The sequence below is a fragment of the Nonomuraea sp. NPDC052634 genome, assembly GCF_040678535.1.
Taxonomy (GTDB): Bacteria; Actinomycetota; Actinomycetes; order Streptosporangiales; family Streptosporangiaceae; genus Nonomuraea; species Nonomuraea fastidiosa.
This window is the reverse complement of sequence record NZ_JBFATY010000013.1, coordinates 154,346-174,989: the sequence shown is the minus strand read 5'-3', so window position 1 is coordinate 174,989 and position 20,644 is coordinate 154,346. Positions and strand designations below refer to the sequence as shown.

The following is a 20,644-nucleotide window of genomic DNA, read 5'->3' as shown; positions in this document are numbered from 1 at the left end:
CCTGAAGGGGCGGATCATGCGTCTTGCGACATGTGCCCCCGCCGTACGCGTCTGACCAGGATAAAGATGACGGCGAGGGAGGCCAGCGCTCCTGCGGCGGCACCGGCGGCGACGGCCGCGTAGATCGTGACGCGCCGCTCGTCCCTGATGACGACGTCGATGGGGCCCGAACGCCCGCCGGCCAGCGGCCTGGCCGGGTCGTGCGCCTGCTCGCCCTTGGCCACCTCGGTGTGTCCCGCCAGCCTGGACGCCTCGGAGAGCGCCCGCGCGGCGTTGACGACGCCGAAGCCGGTGCCGGTGTCGTAGCCGCCGGGCGGCAGGTCCTTGGCGCTCGCGGCCAGGGCTCGCGCGACGAGCGGCGGCGACATCTCCGGATATTTCGACTTAATGAGGGCGGCGACGCCCGACACCAGCGCGGTCGCCTGCGACGTGCCCCTGCCGACCCAGTACTCGTCACCGGGGCCCGCGCCCATGATGTCCACGCCCGGCGCGGCCACCAGCACCGAGGAGTTCCAGTTGGAGAACGCGGCCCGCCGCAGCCGCCGGTCGGTCGCCCCCACCGACACCACGCCGGGGAACGCCGCCGGATAGGAGTAGGGAGCGAAGTCGCCGTGGGTCTTCCTGTCACCGTCGTTCCCCGCGGCGGCGACCAGCACCACGCCCTTGCCGATCGCGTAGCGCACGGCCGCCCGCTCCTCGCGGGTGGCCAGCTCCTTGGAGATCGACAGGTTGATCACGTCGGCCCCTTCGTCGACCGCGTAGCGGATGCCCCTGGCCACCACGTTCTCGAAGCGCTCGGCCGAGTTGAACGTCAGGAAACCCGGCTCCTCGTCCTCCAGGATGACCCTTACCGACAGTACGTCCGCTTCGGGCGCCACGCCGATGATCCCCCGTTTTCGGTCTGGCCCGTGGCCGTGCCCGGCGATCAGCGACGCCATGTACGTGCCGTGCAACCTGCTGGGAGCGGTGCCGGGCGGGTTCGCGCCGGCGGTGAAGTCCTTGCCGACGCGTACGGACCCGGCCAGGTCGCGGTGGTGAGGATCGACGCCCGAGTCCAGCACGGCCACCGTCACCCCGGCGCCCTTGCTGACCCGCCACGCCTTGGTCAGCGCCAGCGTCTCGATCACCGCGCGCTGCCCGCCGCGCACGTCATCGGCGGACGCGGGCGCGGGCGGCCACAGCAGCGCGACGGCCGCGGCGGCCGCCGCGCCCCTTCGCAACGCTCTCGCGCGCCCTTTCAGCACCGTCGCGCTCCTTCGCAACGCTCTCGCGCGCCCTTTCAGCACCGCCACTCCCCCGATCCGCAGTCGGGCATGCGGGGCCTGCTCAGCTCGGCGAGCACCTGCTCGGAGATCTCGGTGGCGAAGGCGAAGATGGACGGCCGCGGCTCGCCCGCCGCCTTCGCGGGCCGCCCGTCCACCTGGCCCGAGGTGGTGAGCACGAGGTACGGGCCCGCCTGGCGGACCGATCCCGCCTCGCGCACACCGGGCGTGAACCGGTCGGCCAGCGTCTTGCGGAAGGCGACCGGCCGCAGCCCTGGGGTGGGCTTGCCGGTGTCGGAGAACGCGGACCTCGCGCGTACGGCGTGGGCCTCGTCGCGCAGCGCCACCACGCCGACGGTGACGAGCACGCCGCGCAGCGCGTCGACGTACGTGGCCCGCAGCACGCCCTTGCACCCGGCCCGGCGCAGCGCCTCGACGGCGGCGGCGTCCACCGCCTCGCCGTCGCAGGAGGTGCGCGGCGAGATGCCGATTCTTCTGGCACGTTCCCGGCCGCCCTGCTCGGCGGAGTAGGGCAGCGTCGCGGGAAAGATGCGGCCCGCCGGCCAGGTGCGCCAGCGCTCTGCGACCTCGCGCTGGGCCGCGGCACGTAGCTCGGCCGCCGTCGGGCCGCGGGTGAGCTCCGTGCCGGCCGCGCTCCCCGCGACCCCGGCGGCCACCGCGCAGATCAGCGTCAGCGCGGAGGCCACCACGAGGGTCGGCCATGGACGGGCGGAGTTCACGGCAACGACCTTAACCGGGAGGTCCCGGCGGAAACCGCTTAATAGGTGGGCAGGCTCGGGTCGACCGTCTTGATCCAGCTCAGCACGCCGCCGCCGACGTGGACGGCGTCGGAGAAGCCGGCGTTCTTGACGACCGCGAGCGCCTCGGCCGAACGCGCACCCGACTTGCAGTGGAGCACGATCTTCTTGTCCTGCGGCAGCTTCTCCAGGGCCGAGCCGTTGAGGAACTCGCCCTTCGGGATCAGCGTGGCGCCGGGGATGTTGACGATCTCGTACTCGTTGGGCTCGCGGACGTCGACGAGGAAGATGTTCTCGCCGCGGTCCATCATGCCCTTGAGCTCCTGCGCCGTGATCGTCGAGCCGCTGGCCGCCTCGGCGGCCTCATCGGAGATCGCGCCGCAGAACGCCTCGTAGTCGTCGAGGAGCGTGGTCAGCGTCGGGTTCTTGCCGCACAGCACGCACTCGGGGTCCTTACGGACCTTGACGTCGCGGTACTTCATCTCCAGGGCGTCGTAGATCATCAGTCGCCCGACCAGCGGGTCGCCGATGCCGGTCAGCAGCTTGATGGCCTCGTTGACCTGGATGGAGCCGATCGACGCGCACAGCACGCCGAGCACGCCGCCCTCGGCGCACGACGGCACCATGCCGGGAGGCGGGGGCTCCGGGTAGAGGCAGCGGTAGCAGGGGCCGTGCTCGGCCCAGAAGACGCTGGCCTGGCCGTCGAAGCGGTAGATCGAGCCCCAGACGTACGGCTTGCCGAGCAGCACCGCCGCGTCGTTGACCATGTAGCGGGTGGCGAAGTTGTCGGTGCCGTCGACGATGAGGTCGTAGCCGGAGAAGATCTCCATGACGTTGTCGACGGCCAGCATCGTGTCGTGGATCACGACGTTGACCAGCGGGTTGATCTCGCGGATCGTCGCGGCGGCGCTCTCGGCCTTGGGCCTGCCCACGTCGGACTGGCCGTGAATGACCTGGCGCTGCAGGTTGGACTCATCGACCACGTCGAAGTCGATGATGCCGAGGGTGCCGACGCCCGCCGCGGCGAGGTACATCAGCGTGGGCGAGCCCAGGCCCCCGGCGCCCACACACAGCACCTTGGCGTTCTTCAGCCGCTTCTGCCCCGCCATGCCCACGTCGGGAATGATCAGGTGGCGTGAGTAGCGGCGCACTTCGTCGACGGTCAGCTCATCGGCCGGCTCGACCAGCGGTGGCAACGACACTTTCTACGCTCCCGTTTTAAAGGGGACCCATCTCATTGTGAAACCTAGCTGGGCAGTGGGGCATTCCCCAATCGCGTCTCACTGATCAGACGCCGCGCCTCGGCCGCCACGACGCGCGGCATCTCCATCATCGCCACGTGTCCCGCCGTCGGCAGAAGAACCAGCCTGACCTGCCGGAACGTACGGTACGCCTTCTTCGCCATCGCCGGGCGCACCAGCCGGTCGTGGCGTCCGTGGATGATCAGCGTGGGCGCCTTGACCTTGGCCGCCTGCCGCCACAGGTTCTCCTCGCCCCTGCGGAAGTACTCCGACACGATGCCGCGCGCCGAGCCCACGATCGCCTGGCCCGCGTACGGCAGCTCGTCGCGCCTGCGCTGCTCCTCGATGGCGTCGCGCAGGCGTACGGGGTGGACCGCCCGCATGTCGGCGTAGACCATGGCCATGGACGCGGTGATGCGCTGTTCGACGGGCACCAGGCGCAGCCGGTCGGCCACCCACTCGCCCAGCCGGGGTATCGCGGCGGCGGCCACCCGGATGGGGCCGTAGCGGGGCAGCAGGTCGGGCAGCGCCGGGGAGATGAGCGTGAGCGAGCGCACCAGGTCGGGCCGCTGGGCGGCGACCCTGACGGAGATCGCGCCGCCCATCGAGTTGCCGAACAGGTGGGCGGGGCCCGTGTGCTCCAGCAGGCCGATCACCACGTTGGAATGGGCCGCCACGGAGTAGTCGCCGTCTGCGGGGGCGGGCGAGAAGCCGGCACCGGGAAGATCGATGGCGTGGCCGGTGACCGTGTCCTTGAGCTCGTCCATCAGGTCGGTCCAGTTGGTCGCCGAACCGGCCAGGCCGTGCACGAACACCGCCTGCTCCGCGGGGCCTTCGGGGGTGGACCTGACGTGCACCGGACCGATCATCCTGCCCGGCCAGTGCGGGACCGGCTCCGCGGTCATCGCTGCTCCTCCTCGTTCCTCGAACGCGTCTTCCCCTTCCTCTGACGATAACCATCGCTTCTACGGGCGGTCTGGATTCCGTACAGGGCGGTTATTTCCATGATTTTTCTGGACATGTGACCCGATAGCCCCCGGACAGGGACAGGGGTAGTCAATGCTCACCAGCCGTATCGCCGCTCCACTCGCCGCCGCAGCTCTGAGCTGCGGCGCTCTGTGCTGCGGCGCTTTCTGCTGCGGTACCGCCCGGCCCGCCGACGCGGCCGCCATGGCCGCCTCGGAGGAGCGCGTGGAGTGCCTCTATCGAGTGGTACGGGTGAAGACGCACCTGAACATCCGGGTACAGCCCGGCGGCGAGGTGCTGGACAAGATCTATCCCGGCGACCGCACGTGGGGGCCGTGCACGAAGGTCGGCGACTGGCGCCAGATCAAGGGGACAGAGAACAAGCTGACGGGCTACGCGTACGGCCACTACCTCAAGAAGCTGGGCCGCCGCTAGCTCAAGAAGCCGGGCCGCCGCTAGCCCGTCCCATGCGGCGAGCTCCCGCACCCCACCCTCGCGACACCCCAGCCACCTCACGAGACAGGCCCCCGACCACCCGACCGCTCGGAGACGTACCTCCTGGCCGCCCGCCCCCCGCGGAGGGCGCCTGCGCGCCGGCCCGACTCTCGGGAGGGGCACGCCCAGCAGACAGCCGTCCTGGCCACCCCGCCGGCCGAGCCACACCGATCGCCCCCATCCCCACAGATCAGCGCCATCCCCACCGGTTGGCGCCATCCCCACCGAGCAACGCTGATCCCCGACCCACCTCACCTCACGTCCATCCGTCTCGACCGCCCCAAACGCCCCATCTGCCCCAACAACCCCGCACATCAACAGAGGGACAGATCCACCCATACCTGGACATTTCACGTCATAGATCTCTAATCGATCTCTTGCCGCCCCAAGCATGTGGCAAAAGCTGGCGTTTGCCGTTTATGACACACCGACCCGGAAAGCATCACGGTACCCAGCGTGACACCAACGCCACTCACCGTTAACAGAGAGTGGCCGTCGGCCGTCACGCCCGGGGACCAACGCAGAGCGGCAGACATCTCCGGGGGCCTCCCCCGTACCACGATGGCCGCCGCCGCGCCCGCACGACGCTCGGCATCGGCGAGCGGCCGCGCACGCATCACCTGAATGGTGCATCCGGCCGGCCTCAACGCGATGTCCGGCATTTTATCGGGCTCGGCGTCGCGGCTTTTCTCGCGCTCGCGGAATCTCACGTCCGCGCGCGCAATCGCCGCCTGCGCACGACCGCCGCGAATGGCACTTCCGGCACGTCCGGCGACCCGCGATGGCCGCCCCTTGCCACCCGCGCTTCGCGGTTCGATATGCCGTCGAATCGGACATATCATCTCTTATCATTTGATAATTATGTAATGCGAGCAATAAGATTGTTAATGCAGAGCAAAATGGGGTCTTCGCCGTTTGCCCGCCCTTCGGCACGGAAATGACATTCGACGGATGAGCCTTCAGCAGCCGTCCAAGATCTGTTTCCTGTCAAATAGGAAACGGCCGAGAACGGGGCAATCGATCCTTTAGGGGGAAACACAATGCCCAAGCTCAAGAGTGTTATCGCAGGCCTCGCCCTCAGCACGGCGGTGACCGGCGGCGTTGTGGGCGTGGGCGCGGCCACGTCCGCCGCGGGCGCCACCACCCAGGTCAGCACCGGCACGTCCGTCCTCATGGACGACGGCTGGGGCTGGGGCTGGGGTAACCGCCGTCACCACCACCGTCACCACCACCACCACGCCCGCTGCGGTAAGAACCACGGCGGCGGCTGGGGCTGGGGCGGCTGGGGCTGGGGCCACCGTCGTCACCGCGGCGAGATCTGCATCATCGTCCGCAACGACAACGTGAACGACAACAGCCCCCGCGAGCGTCACGACCACCACCACAACCGCAACTGGTAGCAGATGGCCGTGCATTGATGGCGCAAGGAGTTCTCGTGGACGGTCCGCATTTCACGCGCGGTTCGGCCTGAGGTTCATTCTCCTCGTCTTCGCGGTAATACCGGTGAGGGCCCTCCCGGCATCGTCTGGGAGGCCCTCACTGCGTCATTTCCCGGTCGCGTCCGCGGCCGGGATTTCGCGCGTGGAACGACGGGTGCCGGCGCGCACCCGTTCCATGCCTTGGGGCGTTTTCCTATGCCCGCACATTCTCCCGTGCGCGGCTTATTCGCCCGGCTCCGGCGCGCTCTGTCGCCCTTCTATGGGCGCGCCGCGTCATGAGAAGTACTGGACTAGGACAAGAGCCGCTAATGTCCGTTTCTTCTGCTTTCGTCGGGAAATATGCACTGTGCGGATGAATCGCAAGTCTCATCCGCGAACGGGGCAATCGATCCTTTAGGGGGAAAGCGCAATGCCCAAGCTCAAGAGTGTCATCGCCGGTCTCGCCATGAGCACCGCTCTTACGGGCGGTGTGGTCAGCCTCGGGGCCGCCACAACCACCGCGAGCGCCAACGCCGCCACCACCCAGATCACCGCCGGCAAGTCGGTCCTGGCCGGACACGGCTGCGGCTGGCGTCCCCGCCGTTGCGGCTGGGGCTGGGGCTGGAAGCCCTGGAAGAGGTGGGGTCACCGCCACCACCACGGTGTCGGCCGGATCCGCATCGTCATCGTCAACAAGAACCACAACCACAACGACAACCGCCACGACAGGCGGTGGTAGTCCCCGGCCGATGAGTCCGCCCATGCGATGAACTCAGGCCGAACCTGAAATGAGTGCCCGTATTCACCGGAAGCCACCCGACGTCCTCGGCGCCAAGGACAGGGCCCACCGGAATGCGGGCACTCACCCCGTCCACCTCCACCTCACCGCCCAGGATCCATCCGACCCCCACCTCACCGCCCCGGTTTCATCCGGCCCCCCATCTGATCGCACGGTCCATCCAGTCGTCCACCCCACCGCCGTCCAACGAACCACCCCACCACCGCACAGAACCACCCAGCCATCCACACCCGCCAAGCGTCGCCGCCCGCTCAACCACCTCATCGAAGGCGAGCACCGGCGGCACCCATCCCCCACCGCAGACAGGCCGCCGCGCCCAACCTCCCCGCCGCTCAGGACCACTCACCCGACCTCGTCCACCCAGGTGCGAGCCCACTCAAGCGCACCGCCGAAGGCGAGCAGGCACCGCGCTCTTCCCCCTACCGCATTCGCCCCTCCCTGCCCCAGTCCGCACTCACTTTCGCCGCCACCGATTCAGCCCCGCACATTCAGCACCTCGGAGCCGCAGCCACCGGCCGCACCGCACAACCCTTATCCCGCGTGCCGGTCACCGTCTCGCCTCAGCCTTGAGCCGCGTCGCGCTCACCGTCTCGCCTCAGCGGCACCGCACAGCGATTCACCCCTGACCGCACACAGCACTCGGCCAGCACCCGGGCAGGCCCGCCCCGAGCGTCCGTCACCGTCCGCGCGGGCAAAGGTCGCCCAGGCGGCCGTCCGGCATCCCGGCGGCGGGAGCGTAGTCGCCGACGCCCGCCCCGGCGGCGGATGCGCAGGAGAGCATCGGCCGCTCGTTGGCCGGTCCCCACCCGGCAAGACCGCGTTCCGCGACTCGGGCCACACTCCGCTTGGCAAGACCGCGTTCCCGCTGAGGAGGGATGCCCACGTGACGAACCGCACCTCCGAGCCCGACCGCCGGCTGACCCGCCTCGCAGGCCACACTCCGCCTGGCAGGAACGCTCCGCCTCACAGACCGCACGCCGCCTCGCAGGGCACGTTCGGCTCGCGAGACCGCGCTTCTTGCCCGACGGCCGCCAAGAGCGCGGCGACCGAGCTCGCAACCCGCAACGGGCACAAGCCGCACGAGGCCGTTGCATGCGCAGGCCGGCTCGCTCGCCCAGAGACACCATCAGGGCGACATCGACCTGGGCGGCGAGCAAGAAACCGTGCGGGCACCGGGCCCGCACGGCAGAGGCTCATCAGAGCCGGTTCATGTCCCGCAGTACTGCAATTCGCGCACAACGCCGAAAGCCCACCGCCAGAACTTAAGAATGGGCCAAGAACGATGCAGCGAGGGCCCCCCGGAAGCACCGGGAGAGCCCTCACTTTGAATCCCGCGGAGACTAGGAAACCGAGATTTCCTACGCCATTGTCACGCGGTCATATCAACGGGTTTCCGCATCGGCGACGCGCGGCGGCAGGTTGCGGTGGTCGTGGTGGCGGTGCTCGTGGTTGCGGTTGACGTTACGGTTGAAGACCCTGACCTTCACCCGCAGCCTGTGGTGGTGGTGACGACGGTGTCCCCAGCCCCAACCGCAGCGCCGCGAGCCCCAGCCCCAGCCGCCGCAGCCGGCGAGGACGGAGTTGCCGGTGCTGACCTGCGTGGCAGCGTCGGCGCTGGCGGAGGTGGTGGCGGCACCGGCGCTGACCACGCCGCCGGTCAGCGCGGTGCTGATGGCGAGGCCCGCGATAACACTCTTGAGCTTGGGCATTGCGTTTTCCCCCTAAAGGATCGATTGCCCCGTTCTCGACGTTCCCGGATAACCGGAAACAGGTCTTGGACGCCTGCTGAAGAGTCATCCACGAAGTGTCATTTCCGGCAGATCGGCACACAAACAGAAGCGCATTCATTTTGCTCTGCATTAAGAATCTTATTGCTTGCATTAGCCATCTATCCAATGAAATGATGTGAATTAAGGTGATATGTCCTTTTCGCCGACGCGCCCGGGGAGCGGCGACCAAGGCGGCCTGAGGGCGCAAGCCCCTCCCCGGCCCCTGGAGGGCGCGTCACTTAGCAGGTACGCCGTACAGGGCGTCTCGGGGCAGCGAGGATCTCCCGTGCGACGGGCCGGCGCGCACGCCGCGTGCCAGCCCGGCATGACCGGTACGGGGTGGTAGGCGCAGCGCACACTCGCTGCAAGCGCAGCTACTCTCCTCTTGGGCAGCTACTCCCCCGAGCGCGGCTACTTCCCGGGCACGGGTACTCCCCCGGACGCGGCTGCTCCCCGGGCACGGGTACTCCCCCGGACGCGGCTACTCCCCGGGCACGGGTATCCCCCAGGCGCGGCTACCTCCCCGGGCAGGCGCGGCTACCTCCCCGGGCGGCGGACGCTACGAGCGGGACGCCACAGCGGGACGTCAGCGGGACGCCACCGGCGGAACCCAGGCAGTCTCGACATGGAGCCGCTGCCGCACGTCCACACCACACCGCACCAGGCCCATCGACGCGGCCTGACAGCCGGTGCTGGGCGGTGCCGCGCTCCAACCAGGGACAGCCGGAGCTGAACGGCTGTGGGTGCCGGAGAGGCGCGCCGGGGTCCCGTGTATCGGGGGCATCCGCCGGCCATCGTCACCGACGCAGGGGAGGGCTACGCGTGAGGTGGGGAGCGACGCACCCGCACCACGCCACTGCTGACGCACCCGCACTACGCCACTGCTGCGGCCTCCGCCCAGGCGACACGGTCACGTAGGTGTCCGGACGTGTCGGTTCACGTGGGACTTGCAGCTAGCCCTCGCGGCGTCAACGCCGCCGGCCATCGATCGCGCCCACCGCTGTCACGCGTTAGGGCAGGCGTGGTGCCAAGGTTCGCGCCACAGGCCGCTCCTGACGTCGAGCGGCTGTGTGCGGGTGCCCCGTGCCCAAGCGACCGCGTGCAGGTGCCTAGTGCCGAGTGGCCGTTTGCGAGCGCGGTGCCGCAACATCCCGGCTCGGGCGCCGCATGCGCGAGCGGTCGCGTTAGTAGACGGCGTGCTCGGGATCGGACACGTCGATTACTGCGCGAGCGGCCGCGTTCGGGGCGCGGTGGCGGAGCGCGTCTGCGTTCGGTTGCCAGCGCCAGAGCGTCCGAGTCGGCGGTTGCCCGAGCGCCCGAGCTGCCGGTTGCCCGAGCGCCCGAGTCGACGGTTGCCCGAGCGCCCGAGCTGCCGCTTGCCCGAGCGCCCGAGTCGACGGTTGCCGGAGCGTCCGGGCTGCCGGTGCTGGACGTGCGCGGTGTCAGGCGGTCTTGCGGGTCTTGCGCTTGGCGGGTGCCTTCTCTTCGTCCTTCGACTCCTTGGACGACGCCTTGGAGTCCTTCGCCTTCCCGGCGACCGTCTTCTTCGGCTTGGCGGAGGCGCCTTCTCGTTCCCGCTTCGCGGCCTCCACGCTGGCCCGCAGGGCGGCCATCAGGTCCACGGCGGGCTTGGCCTCCTCTTCCTCCTGGGCCGGGATGACCTCCTTGCCCGCCACCTTGGCCTCGATGACCTCTTGCAGGGCCTCGCGGTAGGTGTCGTGGTACTCGCTCGGGTCGAAGTCCGACTCCATGGTGCTGATGAGGGACTCCGCCATCTTGAGCTCCTGGGGACGTACCTCGATGTCCTCGTCGAGGAAGGCGAAGTCGGGCTCGCGGATCTCGTCCGGCCAGAGCATGGTCTCCAGGACGAAGACGCCGTCGCGGACGCGCAGTGTCGCGAGGGACTCGCGCTGGCGCAGGGCGACCTTGACGACGGCGACCTGCCCCGAGCTCTCCAGGGCGTTGCGCAGCAGCACGTACGGCTTCGCGCCCTGCGCGTCGGGCTCCAGGTAGTACGACTTGGCGAAGTAGATGGGGTCGATCTGCTCGGCGGGGGTGAACTGCAGGACGTCGATCCTGCGCGAGCTGCTGAGCGGCAGGTCCTCGAAGTCCTCGTCGGTGAGCACGACCATCTCGCCGGTGGCCAGCTCGTAGCCCTTGGCGATGTCGGAGTACGGGACCTCTTCGCCGTCCTGGGTGCACACGCGCTTGTAGCGGATGCGGCCGCCGTCTTTGCGGTGGACCTGGTGGAACGTGACGTCCTTCTGTTCCGTGGCGGAGTACAGCTTGACCGGGATCGTGACCAGACCGAAGGAGATCGCACCTTTCCAGATGCTGCGCATGGTCACTCCTCAAGCTCTCAACGGCCCACCGTGGGGCACATACCCGTCATGGGGCAAGCAATGCCATACCCGGTCGAACCGATGCTCGCCGTACCTGGGGAACTACCGCCGGATCGCGACCGGTACGGGCTGGAGGTCAAGTGGGACGGCATCCGCGCCCTGATCCATGTCAACGGCGGGACAAGGGTGACGGGGAGGCATGGAGTCGAGTACACGCGCCGCTATCCCGAAATTTCGGTGTTCGGGGTGAAGAACGCTGTGATCGACGGCGAGGTGGTCGCCCTCGACGCGCGCGGCAAGCCCAGCTTCATCCGGCTCCAGCACCGCATGCACCTCACCGACCCCGAGCCGGCCATGCTGAAGCGCTACCCCGTCACGTACCTGCCCTTCGACCTGCTCTACCTCGACGGCGTACCGCTGTTCGACCTGCCGTACCGCGACCGCAGGGCGCTGCTCGACGAGCTGGACATCGGCGCGCCCCCGTACTTCCCCGGCGACTCCGGCCTGCTCGCCGCCACTTCCGAGCAGGGGCTCGAAGGCGTGGTCGCCAAGCGCCTCGACTCCCCCTACAGGCCGGGCACGCGCTCGCCGTACTGGATCAAAATCAAGAACCTGAACGTCCGCGAGGTCGTCATCGGCGGCTGGAAGCCCGGTAAGGGGCGGCGCGCGGGCGGGATCGGCTCGCTGGCCATGGGGGTGTTCACGGAGCGGGGGCTGACGTACGTGGGCCACGTCGGCACCGGCTTCACCGACGCCGCGCTCGACGACCTGCACCGCATGTTGCGCCCGCTGGAGGTGCCGTACAGCCCGTTCGCCGATCAGGTGCCGTGGCGCAATCGGTGGGTTAGGCCCGATCTCGTCGGGGAGGTGGCCTACACGATGTGGACCGACGACCAGCGGTTGCGACACCCCGTGTGGCGCGGCCTGCGCCCCGACAAGCTCCCCGCGGAGGTGACGCCATGAAGGTGCCGGTCAAAGTCGACGGGCGCGAGCTGACCTTGAGCAACCTCGGCAAGGTCCTCTATCCCGACAACGGGTTCACCAAGGCCGAGATCATCGACTATTACAGCCGCGTCGCCCCCGTCCTGCTGCCGCATCTGCGGGGACGTCCCCTGACCGTCAAGCGCTACCCCAACGGCGTGACGGGACAGTCGTTCTTCGAGAAGAACGCCCCCGAGCACACCCCCGACTGGGTAAGGCGCGTCAACCTGCCCGCGCCCGGCAGCACCAAGAACCGCGAGACCATCGACTTCGCCGTCGTCGACGACCTGCCCACGCTCGTCTACTACGCCAACCTCGCCGCGCTCGAACTGCACGTCCCCCAGTGGCGCGTGGACGACGACGGGCAGGCGCTGCCGCCCGACACGCTGGTGTTCGACCTCGACCCCGGCCCGCCCGCCACCATCGTCGAGTGCACGCGGGTGGCGCTCATGCTGCGCGAGGTGCTCGGTGCCGAAGGGCTCACCGCGCTGCCGAAGACCAGCGGCAGCAAGGGCATGCAGCTGTACGCGGACTGGGACCGCCGCGAGGAGCCGTCCGCGTACGCCAAGAGGCTGGCCCAGCTCCTGGAGAAGGAGCACCCCGATCAGGTCGTCAGCGTGATGACGAAGAAGGCGCGGCCCGGCAAGGTGTTCATCGACTGGAGTCAGAACAACCCCGCGAAGACCACCGTGGCACCCTATTCTCTGCGTGCCAGGGAACAACCGACCGTGTCGACTCCGCTCACCTGGGAAGAGGTCGAGGGCTGCGAACACCCTGAGGATCTGGTGTTCACGGCGCCCGACGTACTTGCGAGAGTGGAGAAGCACGGCGACCTTTTCAGCCGGGCGTAGTCTGGTTCCGTCCACACCGAGAAGGGGGCCGAAGATGTCGGAGATGGACGTACGCGGGGACGAAGGTCCGTACACCGAAGAGGAGGAGCTGTCGATCGAGACGCCCGAGGCGGACGCGATCGAGCAGCAGCGCGAGATGCTCCAGAGCACCGGGCAGTTGCGCCGGGAGCTCCCGCTCGACGTCGACCCCGCCGACGGGGCCGACCAGGACCGCGTGGTCGATCTCGACGACGACGACTATTACCGCTGAGCCCCGGCCCGGCGGCGGTGACCTGCGTGAAGGGGGTCGGAGGCGGACGGACGCGTCCGACGCCGGCGACCTGCCGCACGTAGGATGTCCGCACAGTTCGCTGAGAGACCAATGGAGACCCGCGTGACCGCAACCCCGGATGCCAAGCCCCGGGGCACCCGGCTGCCCCGCCTGGCCCGCCGCCGGCAGCTCCTGAGCGCCGCGCAGGAAGTGTTCGTGGAGAACGGCTATCACGCGGCCGCCATGGACGAGATCGCCGACCGGGCCGGGGTCAGCAAGCCCGTGCTCTACCAGCACTTCCCCGGCAAGCTCGAGCTCTATCTCGCGCTGCTCGACCTCCATGTCGACGACATGGTCAACCGCTGCCGCGAGGCCCTCGCCTCCACGCAGGAGAACAAGCTGCGCGTGCAGGCCACGTTCAGCGCCTTCTTCGACTTCGTCTCCACGCAGGGCGAGGCGTTCCGGCTGGTCTTCGAGTCCGACCTGCGCAACGTCGCGCCGGTGCGGCAGCGGGTCGAACGCGCGCTGAGCGACTGCGCGGAGATGGTCAGCGAGCTGATCCAGGAGGACACCGGCTGCACCAGCGACGAGGCTCATCTGCTCGGTGTGGGCCTGGTCGGCATGGCCGAGGTGAGCGCTCGCTACTGGGTCACCACGAAGGGCTCGATCCCCAAGGACGCGGCCGAGCAGCTCATGGCCCGGCTCGCGTGGCGGGGCATCAGCGGTTTTCCGCGTACGGCATAACCCGTTCGCTGGGCGCGATCATTCGTCGTGTTCACCGGTGCGACCGGCCACGATGAAGGTGAGCCAGCCCGTCACCTAGGGAGCCACGATGGAAGTCAAGATCGGCGTACGTTCCGTACACCGCGAGCTCGTTGTCGAGACCGACCTCTCCGCCGACCAGGTGGAGCAGGAGATCAGGAACGCCCTGTCCGTCGATCGCGGCGGCGTGTTCGCGCTGACCGATGTCAAGGGCAGGCGGGTCGTGGTGCCGGTGGCCTCGCTCGGGTTCATCGAGATCGGGGAGGACGAGTCCCGCCCGGTCGGATTCGGCGGGACGTTGTAAGAGCTGTTTCGGGAAGGGTACGGCTCCGATCGCCGTACCCTTCGCCGTCACCGGCGTGGTTCAGCCGGTCCGAGGTCCCTGGTGGTCTTTGGGCTCGGCCCGGCGCCGTCCCGCGCCCCGTCTTGTCGGCTCCCGCGATGTCTCCGGGCAGCATGCGACGGCGACGCGGACGGTCGGTTGCGGATGCGTGCGGGGGTCAGTAGTCGGAAGGTCCCGTAGGTTCGGACCGGAGCGGTGGTTCAGACGCGGGGGGAACGGCGAAGCAGGCAGCCGCGGGGGCGGCGGGGGCACGGAACGCACGTCCGGCCCGACTCCGCAGCCGGGCAGGCCGCGCTCTCCCTTCGCAGCACTGCGCGGGGTACCCAGCGGTTCGGCCCACATCTCGTCAAGGAATTGCCGTAGCGGCGCGAGGCCCTCATGTCGGCACGGTACAACCGTTCAGCGCCGTGCGCCGCCCGTTAGCGCAACACCACCTCCCACGAGCCACCCAACACTCCCACAACCACCCCGCAGACGCACGTCTACCACCCCGTTCGGCCTGGGCGAGGGCTTCCGAGCCTGCTTCCAAGGCGTGCAGCCCTTCCTTTTGAACGGATCGAGCGGGCTTCTGCAAGCGAGCGGATGCAATCGAGCGGTCGTTTCGGCGGACGACCTTTCAGCGGACGCGCCCTTCTCCACGAGTCGAGCGGTACCACCGCCCCGCGGTGCGCGGTGACTCCCTTCGCGAGAGGAGGGCGGCCGGCTGTGCAGGACGCGCGGCCTCGGCACTGCGGTCCGCGTCTGGGGCGTTGGGCGGTGACGCCGCCGGCCGATCAGCGGCTTCCCCGGACCCGAGCGGCTTCCACGGGGCGGGCCCGCCCCTCCGCGCTGCGGGCGGCTTCTCCGAGGTCATGCGCCCTTTCCTGGAACGGGCGGACAGCCCTCCCAGACGCAGGTGGGGCCCCTGTGCAAGACGAGTGACCACGCCGGGAGGCGGGCGAGTGAGTGGCGGCCGGACGTGGAAGACGCCGGCGGGCGAGTGAGTGGCGGCCGGACGTGGAAGACGCCTCCGGGCGAGTGAGTGGCGGCCGGACGTGGAAGACGCCTCCGGGCGAGTGAGTGGCGGCCGGACGTGGAAGACGCCTCCGGGCGGGTGAGTGGCGGCCGGGCGTGGGCGACGCCTTCGGATGGTCGAGGAGGATCCGGTGGAGTCGGCGGCGGCCCGGCCGATCAGTCAAGATCGAGGCGGGTGGGGTGGGGGTCAGATGCCCATGGCGGCCATGCGCTTGTTGTGAGCCTCCGTGAGTCTGGCGAACAGGCGCGAGATGTCGGTGTGCCCCTCGCCCTGCGATTCCATCAGGAGCCGGGCCAGCTCAGGACGCGCGGAGGCCACCTGCTGTCCCTGGCTCAGCGCCTCGCCCACCAGGCGGCGCGCCCACAGTGCGAGCCGCCCGGCGGCCGTCGGCTCGGCCTCGATGCCCGCCCGCACCCTTTCGACCGCGAACTTCGACCGTTCCTCGTCCACCAGCACCTCATCGACCAGCGAGGCGACCGACGGGTCCAGGTGCCGTGCGGCCTCCCGGTAGAAGTCGTGCGCGATGCCGTCCCCCACGTACGTCTTGACCAGAGCCTGCAGCCAGTCGGCCGGCCGGGTCTGCGCGTGCCAGGCGTCCAGCGCGCCCACGAACGGCGACATGGCCTCGTCGGGATCGGCCCCGAGCTCGGCGAGCCGGTCGCGGAGCAGGCGGAAGTGGGCGTACTCGGTGACGGCCAGCTCGCTCAGCGCCGCGCGGTCCGCCAGCGTGGGCGCCAGCGTGGCGGCGTCCTCGGTCATGCGCGCGTACGCGCTGAGCTCCGCGTACGCCAGCACACCGAGCAGGTCGACGACTCCAGGAGACTCCTTCATGGAAGGCAGCGTACTTCGGCTAATCTTCGGGAACATACGCAAGCTCGGCCAGCGTTGTGGTATCGAGTACACTGCTCTGTGAAAGTGCGACCGCACTGTGTTAATTCGGGCCATTGTCCCGAATACCCCCGATTCCCCGGGTGCGCGGTCGCTGATGACGCGAGAGGGCTGGCTCTACCGCGAGGACCCACGACACGGGGGCTGTATCCGCCCGTCGGTCCCGGCAGGCCCGCCTTCATTTGAGACTGAGGCAGGCCACGCTGACGACTTTCCGAGACCTCGGAGTCACACCAGAGATCGCCGATGCCCTTGAGACCGAGGGCATCGTCACACCGTTCCCCATCCAAGAGATGGCACTTCCGCTCGCGCTGAGCGGCCAGGACCTGATCGGGCAGGCGCGCACGGGTACGGGCAAGACCTACGCGTTCGGCATCGCGATGCTGCAGAGCATCGGCAAGCCGCGGAAGAACCGCAAGAAGCCCCGCGGGCTGGTCGTCGTGCCGACCCGCGAGCTGGCCGTGCAGGTCAGCGAAGACCTGGTGACCGCCGCCGGCAAGCTCGGCTCCCGGGTCCTGACCGTTTACGGCGGCCGCGCGTACGAGCCGCAGATCGAGGCGCTGAAGGCCGGCGTCGACGTCATCGTCGGCACGCCGGGCCGGCTGCTCGACCTCGTCAAGCAGAAGCACCTCGACCTGGGCCAGATCACCACGCTCGTGCTCGACGAGGCCGACAGGATGCTCGACCTGGGCTTCCTGCCCGACATCGAGCGGATCTTCAAGCTGATCCCGGCGCAGCGGCAGACGATGCTGTTCTCGGCCACGATGCCGGGCGAGATCGTCGCCCTGTCGCGTAAATACCTCAACCGTCCGACGCACGTGCGCGCCGAGCTGGAGAGCGGCGAGGGCGAGGCCACGCCGCAGGTACGCCAGATCGTCTGGCGCACGCACCGGATGGACAAGATCGAGATCCTCGCCCGCCTGCTGCAGGCCGAGGGCCGCGGGCTCACGATGGTCTTCTGCGAGACCAAGCGCGCCTGCGACATGGTCGCCGACCAGCTCGACACGCGTGGTTTCGCGGTCGCGGCCGTCCACGGCGACCTCGGCCAGGGCCAGCGCGAGCAGGCGCTGCGGGCGTTCCGCAACGGCAAGATCGACGTGCTGGTGGCCACCGACGTGGCGGCGCGCGGCATCGACATCGACGACGTCACCCACGTGGTCAACTACGACTGCCCCACCGACGACAAGACCTATGTGCACCGCATCGGCCGTACCGGCCGGGCCGGGCGCACGGGCACCGCGGTCACGTTCGTCGAGTGGGAGGAGCTGACCCGCTGGAAGCTCATCAACCAGATGCTCGGCCTCGACTTCACCGAGCCCGCCGAGACGTACTCGACCTCGCCTCACGTCTACTCCGAGCTCAACATCCCCGAGGGCACCAAGGGCGTGCTGCCGCACGCCAACCGCTCGCGGGCGGGGCTGGCGGCCGAGCGCATCGAGGACCTCGGCGAGACCGGCCGGGCCCGCACGCGTGGCGGGCGGCGCAGGGACGAGCGCGACGAGCGCCCCGCGCGTCAGCCGCGCCAGCGCCGCCGTCTGCGCGGCGGCAAGGAGCTGGTGGAGACCGCACCTGTCGAGAAGCCGGAGGTCGAGCCCGTGAACAACCAGGCGGAGGAGACTCCGGCGATCTTCACAACGGACGAGATCGAGGCCGCGGGCGAGGCCAGGCGCGGACGTACGCGCAGGGGCGCCGCCTCCTCGGCCATCGAGGAGGCACTCGCCGACGCCCCCGAGGCACCGGCCCGCCGCACCCGCGCCCGGCGCAGCGCCGCCGAGGCGGAGGAGACGGTGGAGGCGCCGGCCAAGCGCACCCGCGTACGCCGTTCCGCCGAGACGGCCGCCGAGGAGAGCGAGGCGCCGGCGCGTCGCACGCGTGCCCGCAGGGCCGCGTCCGCCGAGCCGGAGACCGTCGAGGCGGCCCCGCCGGTCGCCGCGCCGTCCGACCGGTACGACGACGAGCCCGAGGCGGACTACCCGGCGCCGCCCGCCCCGGCGCGCAAGGAGCCGGAGCGGATCATCCCGCCGAACCCGTTCACGGTGATCTTCCAGTCGCCCGACCTGGCCACGGACGACGACGACATCGCGCCGTCGGCCGCGACCGAGCGCAAGCAGCAGCGCCGCCAGTCCCGCGGCGGCCGCCGCCGCGGCTGACCGCAGAGCGAGCAGAGGGCGCGCACCCGGAACCGAGTCAGGGTGCGCGCCTTTCGCGTGTGCGGCCGCTTGCTCACATGCACGCCCCTTCGCTTCTCGCGCACGAATGGCCGGCGCGCGTCTCTCACGCACGAGTGGCCGGCGCGCGTTTCGCGCGCACGAGTAGCCAGTGCGCGTCTCTCACGGACGAACCGCCGGTGCGCCAGTTGCGCGGACGCCCGCCGGTCGGGCGTGCCAGGCGTTTTCGTCGCGTTCGTTTCCAGCCGGAGCGCAGGCCGCGTGTGTGGCGGCGCAGGGGCACGTGCACGGCGCTCAGCGGGACGCTGGGGTGTCTGGGTCGTCTCCTTGGACAAGGGAGCACGGCACGGCAAGTGACGAGCTGTGAGTGCCATACAGAGCCATCGGGGCGGCCACGGTCGTACGGGACGGGCTCCAAGACCCCCGTCTACGCGATCCGCCCATTCGTCGCAAGCGGTCAGAACTCGCACCGGCGTCGTCGTCATGCCGGTGTCGAGGCGCTGACCTCTGGGTATTGTTGCCCCACGTGAGTACGCCGCGATTCCTCGACCTGCCTCCTGGCGTTGCACCACAGAAGATCGAGACGCCACAGGGCACGTTCGCGGCCCTGGAGGCGGTGCCGGTCAGTGGTGTGGTTGAGCGCTGGCCCGCGCTCCTCGTCCCAGGGCTGACGGGCAGCAAGGAAGATTTCATCGCGGTCCTGATGACGCTGGCCCAGTCGGGCCGCCGCGTGGTGGCGATCGATCTGCGCGGCCAGTACGAGACCCCGGGCCCCGACGACCCGGCCGCCTACACGTGCGCCGCCCTGGGCGCCGACGTGGACGCGCTGTCCCAGGTGATCGGCGACGGCGACCCGGTCCACCTGGTGGGCCACTCGTTCGGCGGGCTGGTGGCGCGGGAGGCGGTGATCGACGGCCGGACGAAGTTCGCCTCGTTCACGCTGATGAGCTCGGGCCCCGGCCCGATCGAGGGCAGGCGTGCCCACCATGGCAGGAAGATCATGGAGGAGGCGCCGACGCTGGGCCTGGAGCACGTGTGGCGTTCCAGGTTCGAGCCCGAGGCGCTGGCCGACGACGTGCCCGACGACATCGTCGAGTTCCTGCACAAGCGCCTGCTGGCCAACTCGCCTGTCGGGCTGTCACGCATGGCCGAGCAGGTGCTGACGATGGGCGACCGTACGGACGAGCTGCGCCAGATCGAGGTGCCGACGCTGGTGCTGTACGGCGAGCACGACGACGGCTGGCCGCCCGAGGCGCAGTCGGACATGGCGGCCAGGCTCGGAGCGGAGTCCGTGGTGGTGCCGGGCGCGGTGCACTCCCCGGCGGTCGAGGCGCCGGAGACGACGGCGGCGGCGCTGGTGCGGTTCTGGAACGCGGCCGAGAAGCACTTTTTGGACACGAGGTCCAGCACCGTGTAATCCTTCGGTCACTATGACCGACCTCGTCGTTCAGCCGCCGCAGACGGCGACCTGGGTGGTGCATCTCGACCGGTCGATGTGGGTGGGCGGCGTACGTGGCCTGATGCTGCAGGCGCTGCACCCGCTGGCCATGCTCGGCGTCTGGCAGAACTCGAACTTCCAGGACGACCCGTTCGGCCGGCTGCGCCGCACGGCCGACTTCGTGGGGCGGGTGACGTTCGGCAGCCCGGAGGAGGCCGGCGAGATCGGCCGCCGGGTGCGCGGCATCCACAAGGCGCTGCGCATCCGCGACCCCGAGACGGGCAGGACGCATCGCGTGGACGATCCCGAGCTGCTGCTGTGGGTGCACTGCGCGGAGGTGTCGTCGTACCTGGAGGTGGCCAGGCGCGGCGGGCTCGCGCTCACCGAGCGGCAGGCCGACCGCTACCTGCGCGAGCAGCGCAAGAGCGCCGCGTACGTGGGCCTGCACCCCGACGACGTGCCCGGCTCGTGCGCGGAGATGGCCGCCTACTTCAAGGAGGTACGCCCGCGGCTGCGGGTGACGCCGGAGGCGGTGTCGGCGGTGCGGTTCCTGCTGTGGCCGAAGCTGCCGCGCGAGCTGCGCCTGCTGTCGCCGGGCAAGCCGGTCTACTTCCCGTTCGGCGCGCTGTGCTACTACACGCTGCCGGACTGGGCCAGGCGCATGTACGGCCTGCTGCCCGAGGTGCCGCAGGCCACGGTGACGGCGGCGCTGAAGGCGTTCAGGTTCGGGTTGAACGCGCTGCCCGAGCCCGTGCACGACCGCGCCTTCATGCCCGCGACCCGCAGCATGTTGCAGGGCGCGCGGGAACGGCTCGGCGCGGCGGGTTACGACGTCGGCAAAGGGCTCAGGGGTCTCATCGACCCCCGCCGCTGGCCCAAGACCGCCGCCGGGTGAGCC

The 20,644-nt window shown here is 69.7% G+C and carries 18 protein-coding genes; 11 read left to right on the top strand and 7 right to left on the bottom strand.

Translation table 11 applies throughout. The annotated features are described in order from the left end of the window. Nucleotides 1-14 precede the first annotated feature (14 nt). The 4 genes from AB0K67_RS35965 to AB0K67_RS35950 are packed head-to-tail and all read right to left on the bottom strand — an operon-like array spanning nucleotide 15 to nucleotide 4,166. Nucleotides 15-1,244, bottom strand: a complete 1,230-nt coding sequence (locus AB0K67_RS35965; protein WP_364069069.1) for a S8 family serine peptidase — start codon at nucleotides 1,242-1,244, stop codon at nucleotides 15-17. Nucleotides 1,245-1,279: 35 nt separating this feature from the next. Continuing rightward, nucleotides 1,280-2,002 carry a hypothetical protein gene (locus tag AB0K67_RS35960; RefSeq protein WP_364069067.1) on the bottom strand — a complete coding sequence of 241 codons (723 nt, stop codon included), beginning with the start codon at nucleotides 2,000-2,002 and terminating at the stop codon, nucleotides 1,280-1,282. A gap of 38 nt (nucleotides 2,003-2,040) precedes the next feature. Then, nucleotides 2,041-3,222 carry an adenylyltransferase/sulfurtransferase MoeZ gene (moeZ, locus tag AB0K67_RS35955; protein WP_364069065.1) on the bottom strand — a complete coding sequence of 394 codons (1,182 nt, stop codon included), beginning with the start codon at nucleotides 3,220-3,222 and terminating at the stop codon, nucleotides 2,041-2,043. Between the two features lie 44 nt (nucleotides 3,223-3,266). Then, on the bottom strand, nucleotides 3,267-4,166 hold the full coding sequence (locus tag AB0K67_RS35950; RefSeq protein ID WP_364069063.1) for an alpha/beta hydrolase: 900 nt from the start codon (nucleotides 4,164-4,166) through the stop codon (nucleotides 3,267-3,269). A 154-nt stretch (nucleotides 4,167-4,320) separates the two neighbouring features. Between AB0K67_RS35950 and AB0K67_RS35945 the strand changes: the two genes are divergently transcribed. The 3 genes from AB0K67_RS35945 (at nucleotide 4,321) to AB0K67_RS35935 (ending at nucleotide 6,879) form a co-directional block, all read left to right on the top strand. Then, the gene (locus tag AB0K67_RS35945; protein ID WP_364069061.1) at nucleotides 4,321-4,662 is read left to right on the top strand and encodes a hypothetical protein; all 342 of its coding nucleotides are present in this window, start codon (nucleotides 4,321-4,323) and stop codon (nucleotides 4,660-4,662) included. 1,100 nt (nucleotides 4,663-5,762) lie between these two features. Then, nucleotides 5,763-6,122 (top strand): hypothetical protein, encoded by a 360-nt coding sequence (locus tag AB0K67_RS35940; protein ID WP_364069059.1) that lies wholly within the window; start codon nucleotides 5,763-5,765, stop codon nucleotides 6,120-6,122. A 448-nt stretch (nucleotides 6,123-6,570) separates the two neighbouring features. Further along, nucleotides 6,571-6,879 (top strand): hypothetical protein, encoded by a 309-nt coding sequence (locus AB0K67_RS35935; RefSeq protein WP_364069057.1) that lies wholly within the window; start codon nucleotides 6,571-6,573, stop codon nucleotides 6,877-6,879. Between the two features lie 1,442 nt (nucleotides 6,880-8,321). Here the strand turns inward: AB0K67_RS35935 and AB0K67_RS35930 are convergent. Both AB0K67_RS35930 and AB0K67_RS35925 read right to left on the bottom strand, forming a co-directional pair. Continuing rightward, nucleotides 8,322-8,648 carry a hypothetical protein gene (locus AB0K67_RS35930; RefSeq protein WP_364069055.1) on the bottom strand — a complete coding sequence of 109 codons (327 nt, stop codon included), beginning with the start codon at nucleotides 8,646-8,648 and terminating at the stop codon, nucleotides 8,322-8,324. Nucleotides 8,649-10,150: 1,502 nt separating this feature from the next. Beyond that, nucleotides 10,151-11,050 carry a Ku protein gene (locus AB0K67_RS35925; RefSeq protein ID WP_364069053.1) on the bottom strand — a complete coding sequence of 300 codons (900 nt, stop codon included), beginning with the start codon at nucleotides 11,048-11,050 and terminating at the stop codon, nucleotides 10,151-10,153. 60 nt (nucleotides 11,051-11,110) lie between these two features. Here AB0K67_RS35925 and ligD (AB0K67_RS35920) point away from each other — a divergent pair, with 60 nt between their 5' ends. From ligD (AB0K67_RS35920) to AB0K67_RS35900, 5 genes are all read left to right on the top strand, one after another. Then, entirely contained in the window at nucleotides 11,111-12,013 is a 903-nt protein-coding gene (ligD, locus tag AB0K67_RS35920) for a non-homologous end-joining DNA ligase (protein WP_364069051.1), read from the top strand. Continuing rightward, nucleotides 12,010-12,882 (top strand): non-homologous end-joining DNA ligase, encoded by an 873-nt coding sequence (ligD, locus tag AB0K67_RS35915; RefSeq protein ID WP_364069049.1) that lies wholly within the window; start codon nucleotides 12,010-12,012, stop codon nucleotides 12,880-12,882. The genes ligD (AB0K67_RS35920) and ligD (AB0K67_RS35915) overlap by 4 nt, the downstream gene beginning before the upstream one ends. A 34-nt stretch (nucleotides 12,883-12,916) precedes the next feature. Beyond that, the gene (locus AB0K67_RS35910) at nucleotides 12,917-13,132 is read left to right on the top strand and encodes a hypothetical protein (RefSeq protein WP_364069047.1); all 216 of its coding nucleotides are present in this window, start codon (nucleotides 12,917-12,919) and stop codon (nucleotides 13,130-13,132) included. A gap of 123 nt (nucleotides 13,133-13,255) precedes the next feature. Next, nucleotides 13,256-13,876 carry a TetR/AcrR family transcriptional regulator gene (locus tag AB0K67_RS35905; RefSeq protein ID WP_364069045.1) on the top strand — a complete coding sequence of 207 codons (621 nt, stop codon included), beginning with the start codon at nucleotides 13,256-13,258 and terminating at the stop codon, nucleotides 13,874-13,876. An 88-nt stretch (nucleotides 13,877-13,964) separates the two neighbouring features. After that, the gene (locus AB0K67_RS35900; RefSeq protein WP_345389806.1) at nucleotides 13,965-14,198 is read left to right on the top strand and encodes a DUF3107 domain-containing protein; all 234 of its coding nucleotides are present in this window, start codon (nucleotides 13,965-13,967) and stop codon (nucleotides 14,196-14,198) included. Nucleotides 14,199-15,438: 1,240 nt separating this feature from the next. On the opposite strand, the gene AB0K67_RS35895 is transcribed toward AB0K67_RS35900, so the two are convergent. Then, nucleotides 15,439-16,083: a ferritin-like fold-containing protein gene (locus tag AB0K67_RS35895; protein ID WP_364069043.1), complete on the bottom strand. Its 645-nt coding sequence runs from the start codon at nucleotides 16,081-16,083 to the stop codon at nucleotides 15,439-15,441. A 350-nt stretch (nucleotides 16,084-16,433) separates the two neighbouring features. Here AB0K67_RS35895 and AB0K67_RS35890 point away from each other — a divergent pair, with 350 nt between their 5' ends. From AB0K67_RS35890 to AB0K67_RS35880, 3 genes are all read left to right on the top strand, one after another. Next, the gene (locus AB0K67_RS35890) at nucleotides 16,434-18,290 is read left to right on the top strand and encodes a DEAD/DEAH box helicase (RefSeq protein WP_364069041.1); all 1,857 of its coding nucleotides are present in this window, start codon (nucleotides 16,434-16,436) and stop codon (nucleotides 18,288-18,290) included. A gap of 544 nt (nucleotides 18,291-18,834) precedes the next feature. After that, on the top strand, nucleotides 18,835-19,725 hold the full coding sequence (locus AB0K67_RS35885) for an alpha/beta hydrolase (protein ID WP_364069039.1): 891 nt from the start codon (nucleotides 18,835-18,837) through the stop codon (nucleotides 19,723-19,725). A gap of 13 nt (nucleotides 19,726-19,738) precedes the next feature. Further along, a complete protein-coding gene (locus tag AB0K67_RS35880) occupies nucleotides 19,739-20,641 on the top strand; it encodes an oxygenase MpaB family protein (protein WP_364069037.1) in 903 nt (300 codons plus the stop codon). Nucleotides 20,642-20,644 lie beyond the last annotated feature (3 nt).